Below are 4,932 nucleotides of genomic sequence, written 5' to 3'. Positions count from 1 at the left end.
TATGTCTAGCTATTTTTATTGATTACTTATCACACAATTATCTAACAGAGCCTAATAAAAAGGTAGTTACTTTTGCTAATTAAAAAAAGCTTATGTAGCTATCTTTTTATTTTAATTATTGGATATGCTTAAAAACTTTGTGATTTATTGTGATAATACAACAAAGCCTACAATTGTTATATATTGCGTGGTAACATGTTTAGCATTTAATTCTAATAGCGTATAATAAAGCTAGTCTATCTATAAACGTGGAATATATTGACAATATCGATACACGATGTTAATATTTAATTACAAATATCGTGTATCGATATTGTCTAATATGATGGTAATTTTAGAATATAAAATTAGGAGTGTTAAAATGGCGAGAAAGCAATTTCAGACCTTGTCAGAACCGATGTATTATATATTATTAGCCTTAACAAGTGAATGTTGTGGCGTAGATATTATGAAAAAAGTTGAAGAAATATCAAAAGGAAGAATATCTGTAGGGCCAGGAACACTATACACATTACTTGGGAAATTTGAAAGTTCTGATTTGATAAGAGAAACAGAAGTTCAGGGAAGAAAAAGAAGTTACATAATAACAAAACAGGGATATGAAGCACTAAATCAAGAATATATACGACTTAAATCCATGGTGAATGAAGGTGCAGAATATATAGGGGGGCATTATGAGGATAAGTAAAAGCAAATTTGTTAAATTAATATCAATTAAAGAGCATGAGTGCAAAGCATTGGAGGAGTATTTAGAAGAAAAAGCATTGGAAGGGTGGATGCTAGAGGATATAATATGTGGATTTTTAATATTTAAAAAGAATAAGCCACAAAAATGTAAGTTTGCAGTAGATATATTTACAGATAATAATAAGGATGAATATATAGAATATTGTGAAGCTGGAGGATGGAAGTATTTATTTCAGCATGATAAATTTTTAATTTTTTATACTGAGGATAAAATTATTACACCTATACAAACTGATGAAGAAATAGTATTGAAAAAAGTGAGAAAATCTATTTTGAGAAGTTTACTATACAATATTTTTCTCATAGGATTAATGATATCTAATTTATTTACAGGTGAAAAAAATGGTTATGGTTTTTTTAGTGAAATATCAGATAATGGAGCTTTACTTGTAATGGCTTCACTAATTATAATCATTATAGGTGCTGTAATTGATACAGTTAAAGATGGATTATGGTATTTTAAATCTAATAGAGCTTTTAAGATCAATGAAAATATAAATTATCCGAGTTTAAAATCACTAAAAGTAAAAAATGTTTGTTTTTCCATGTATATGTGTATTTTAGGTTTGATGATTATTAATTTATTTGGAGATATAGGTAGTAATAAAGGTCATATATTTTTAGCTGTTTTCGTAGTTATGTGTGCTGTTTGTATAAGTAGAATTATAAATATACTACTTAAAAAGTATAAAAAAGCAAGTAAAGTACTAGCTGTTCTTATTTGTGTTGTTGCAATATTTATATCTACTAATATTATAGTATCAGGAAGAGACATGATTAATTATGTAAGAAATGAGAGTCAAACACCTATAATGAGTATAAGTGATTTTATAGATATGAAGACCAAAACAGAATATTTATATTTTGATAGTTCTAAGTCTTTTTTAGCAAGTTCTTATACTTATTCTTATGAAGGATATTATTCTGGTACAGAAGCTGTAGATAAGGTGGGAAGTGAAGTATATTTTGATTATGAAATATGTAAAAGTAAATATAAGTGGATAATTGATAAAACTTTTGAAACCTATTTAAAGAGGTACAAGCACTTTGAATATGAGGAAGTTCAAGGTGATAATTGGGGTGCTTTAACTGTATACAAATCAGATAAATTGAATGGTGGATATTTACTTAAATATAAAGATAGAGTAATTTCAGTTACTGGAAGTATAGATTTCAGTAAGAAAAATATAAAGCTTATAAAAGAAAAATGTATTAATTGGTAATGAATAGGTGATGTATTTTTAACTTTTGAACTTGGAGTGACTATAAATTAAATTATAATTTATAAAATAAATTTGATGAACAATTTTAATATATTACGAAGAATTTATAACAAATTAGAAAATAACCATACCTTATAATTCAAAGCATTGAAAGTACTAAGGTATGGTTATTTTTATGATATTATTATAAAGTAAGCTAATATAGCCTAATTATTAGAATAAATAAGTGATAATATTTTTATAAATATCATAATTATTTTATAAAATTTGTTTAGAGTTAAAATCTAAGGGTATATATTTACTATAATAAAGATAGAGATAAGTTAGATATTTAAAAGGAGAAATAAATATGTTAAATCAAAATACAATAGATATAATAAAAAGTACAGTTCCAGTATTAAAAGAACATGGAGTAGAAATAACAACAACTTTCTATAAGAGAATGTTTGAAAATAATCCTGAAGTAAAAGCTATGTTTAATATGGCTAAGCAAGAATCTGGAGAACAACCAAAGGCATTAGCAATGGCTGTATTAGCAGCTGCACAAAATATAGATAACTTAGAAGCAATATTACCAGCTGTACAAAAGATGTGCAAAGCTCACGTTAATGCAAATGTAAAACCAGAACACTACCCAATAGTAGGTGAAAACTTATTAGCAGCTATAAAAGAAGTATTAAAAGATGCTGCAACAGAAGAAGTATTAAATGCATGGGCAGAAGCTTACGAAGTTATAGCTAAAGTATTTATACAAATAGAAAAAGACATGTATATAGACCAAATATGCATAGATAACCAAATACATCAAAGAATGTAATATATTAAAAGGCTCCTTTATAAAAAGGAGCCTTTATTAATGTATTTACTATTTATCAGAAAATTATCTAATAGAGTTTATACTAAAATAAATACCTTTGTATCTATATTATATTTAATGAAGTTACAAAGGTATTATACTAATTATATATCTTCATTTTGAAGGTAATATAAGCTATAGAAATAACCTTTAAGGCTAATTAAATAATCAAAAGAGCCTTTCTCAATAACCATACCATCCTTCATAACTATAATTTCATCATAATTAAGTAAAATATTTTTTATAAGCTTGTGTGTAACAACTATTAATGTTAAATCATTTATAGAAAGGAGAGAACTTTCTAAATTATAAGCCGTTTCATTATCAAGGGCTGATGTAGACTCATCTAAAATTAATATTTTAGTATTATTTATAAGAGAACGAGCTATAGCTATTCTTTGCTTTTCTCCACCTGATAATTTGTTTCCATTTTCACCTACTAAAGAATTAATACCATTAGGAAGTCTTGATATTAAATTAGAAAGACCAGACCTATCACATATATTTAATACTTCTTCATCACTATAGTTTGCAAATAATTTTATATTTTCTTTAATAGAATCATCAAACATAAACACATTTTGTTGAATCATAGACATATTTTTATATAAATCATTACTAAATATTTTATGAATATCTTTATTATCAATTAAAATATCACCGTTGTAATCTTTGTAATATCTCATAAGTAATTTTATTAATGTAGATTTACCACAACCACTTTCACCTACAATGGCGTATTTTTTATTTTTCTCAAAGGTTAAATTAATATTATTTAAAGCCTTTCTATCATTAGTATAAGAAAAATCTAAGTTTTTAACTTCTATACTGTTTTCAAATTTAGGTAAAGATACTTCTTCAATATCTTCACAAGAGTCGTAAAGTATTTCATCTATTTTATCAGCTATAAGTGAAACTGATTTTATTTGATTAATTAAAGAAATACTAGTTTTAACAGGACCAACTATATGAGTGCTAAGTTGTATTATAATAATGGCAGTACCAACAGATATTTCTCCTTTATACATAAGGTATCCGCCAAGTATTAAAACTCCTAAGTAAACTGTAACGCTAAAAGATAGCGAAAATCCTTTTATAATAGATTCAAGTATAGAACATTTTTTCTTAGTAGATTCAACAGTATTAGATGAATTTTTAAATATAGTATTAATTTTACTACCAATATTAAATCCTTTTATAACTTCAAATCCTGAAAATAAGTCCTTAGTAACAGAGGTTATTTCCTCTAAATTATGTGAATAGTTATTTTTTTCAATTATTAATTTTTTAGAAAGAGCATTAGGTATTACAAATCCAAGGATACCAAATATAACTATAAATATTACTATTGATGGGCTTATTGAAAATAAAAATAAAAGAGAAATTATAAATGATATAAAAGAAGATATAACTAAGAATATATTGTTTAATAAGCTATCTTCAATTATTTTTATATCGTTATAAAGTATTGATATATACTTTCCACTATTATCTAAAAAAAAGTCCTTCATATCTTTGTTTAATATTTTAGTAAATATATCGCATCTTAAATAATTTACTGTATTTTTTATGTAAGAGGACATAACATATCCATCTACACATTCAGTTACGAATAATAATATTATAAGAAAAATACTAGCTAAAATAATTGGAACAAACTTTTCTGTTTCACCATTTGAAAATATATCAACTATAAATCCCATCATAAAATCAAAGCAGATTACAGATAAAGCTGCTAAAGATATGGTTAATACTCTAGTAAAAAATAGAAGTTTGTATTTAAATAGATACTTCCATAGTTTTTTCATGACTACCTCCACAATTTATATTTATCAAACTACACTAAAGTATATATTATCTATATTTAAAAGTAAATTAATAAAAATTGAAAACCTAATGGTAGATAAAGATACATTTGTAAGCGGTGTATATATACTTTTGAGAATTTACTTTATCTTAACTATCAAGTACAAAACTAGTATTAGATAAATGGATTAAATACTGATAACTAATGATATTAGGGTTTTCTATAAGACAATGTGCAGAAGCCGTAAATTATTATCTAAGATGTAACAAAATTATATATAAATTTGATGTTTAACTTTT

The 4,932-nt window shown here is 24.9% G+C and carries 4 protein-coding genes; 3 read left to right on the top strand and 1 reads right to left on the bottom strand.

Annotation, left to right across the window (positions count from 1 at the left end):
- Window positions 1-361 precede the first annotated feature (361 nt).
- The 3 genes from Q5F54_RS10540 to Q5F54_RS10530 all read left to right on the top strand — a co-directional run bounded on the left by Q5F54_RS10540 (window position 362) and on the right by Q5F54_RS10530 (window position 2,787).
- On the top strand, window positions 362-688 hold the full coding sequence (locus tag Q5F54_RS10540) for a PadR family transcriptional regulator (protein WP_281537581.1): 327 nt from the start codon (window positions 362-364) through the stop codon (window positions 686-688).
- Window positions 675-1,970, top strand: coding sequence for a DUF2812 domain-containing protein (locus Q5F54_RS10535; RefSeq protein ID WP_288526526.1), 1,296 nt, complete (start codon window positions 675-677; stop codon window positions 1,968-1,970). Before Q5F54_RS10540 ends, Q5F54_RS10535 begins: the two co-directional genes overlap by 14 nt.
- A gap of 349 nt (window positions 1,971-2,319) precedes the next feature.
- Entirely contained in the window at window positions 2,320-2,787 is a 468-nt protein-coding gene (locus Q5F54_RS10530; RefSeq protein WP_302334397.1) for a globin domain-containing protein, read from the top strand.
- A gap of 143 nt (window positions 2,788-2,930) precedes the next feature.
- Here the strand turns inward: Q5F54_RS10530 and Q5F54_RS10525 are convergent, their stop codons facing one another.
- Window positions 2,931-4,634 carry an ABC transporter ATP-binding protein gene (locus Q5F54_RS10525; RefSeq protein WP_288526644.1) on the bottom strand — a complete coding sequence of 568 codons (1,704 nt, stop codon included), beginning with the start codon at window positions 4,632-4,634 and terminating at the stop codon, window positions 2,931-2,933.
- Window positions 4,635-4,932: the final 298 nt, after the last annotated feature.

The sequence above is a fragment of the uncultured Romboutsia sp. genome (assembly GCF_958366745.1).
GTDB lineage: Bacteria > Bacillota > Clostridia > Peptostreptococcales > Peptostreptococcaceae > Romboutsia > Romboutsia timonensis.
The sequence above is the reverse complement of the archived record's forward strand: the minus strand, read 5'-3'. Positions and strand labels throughout refer to the sequence as shown.

Bases quoted from the DNA above. Each gene is read 5' to 3' on its own strand.
- Q5F54_RS10525 (WP_288526644.1), bottom strand. From the start codon at position 4,634: ATGAAAAAACTATGGAAGTATCTATTTAAATACAAACTTCTATTTTTT.
- Q5F54_RS10530 (WP_302334397.1), top strand. From the start codon at position 2,320: ATGTTAAATCAAAATACAATAGATATAATAAAAAGTACAGTTCCAGTA.
- Q5F54_RS10535 (WP_288526526.1), top strand. From the start codon at position 675: ATGAGGATAAGTAAAAGCAAATTTGTTAAATTAATATCAATTAAAGAG.
- Q5F54_RS10540 (WP_281537581.1), top strand. From the start codon at position 362: ATGGCGAGAAAGCAATTTCAGACCTTGTCAGAACCGATGTATTATATA.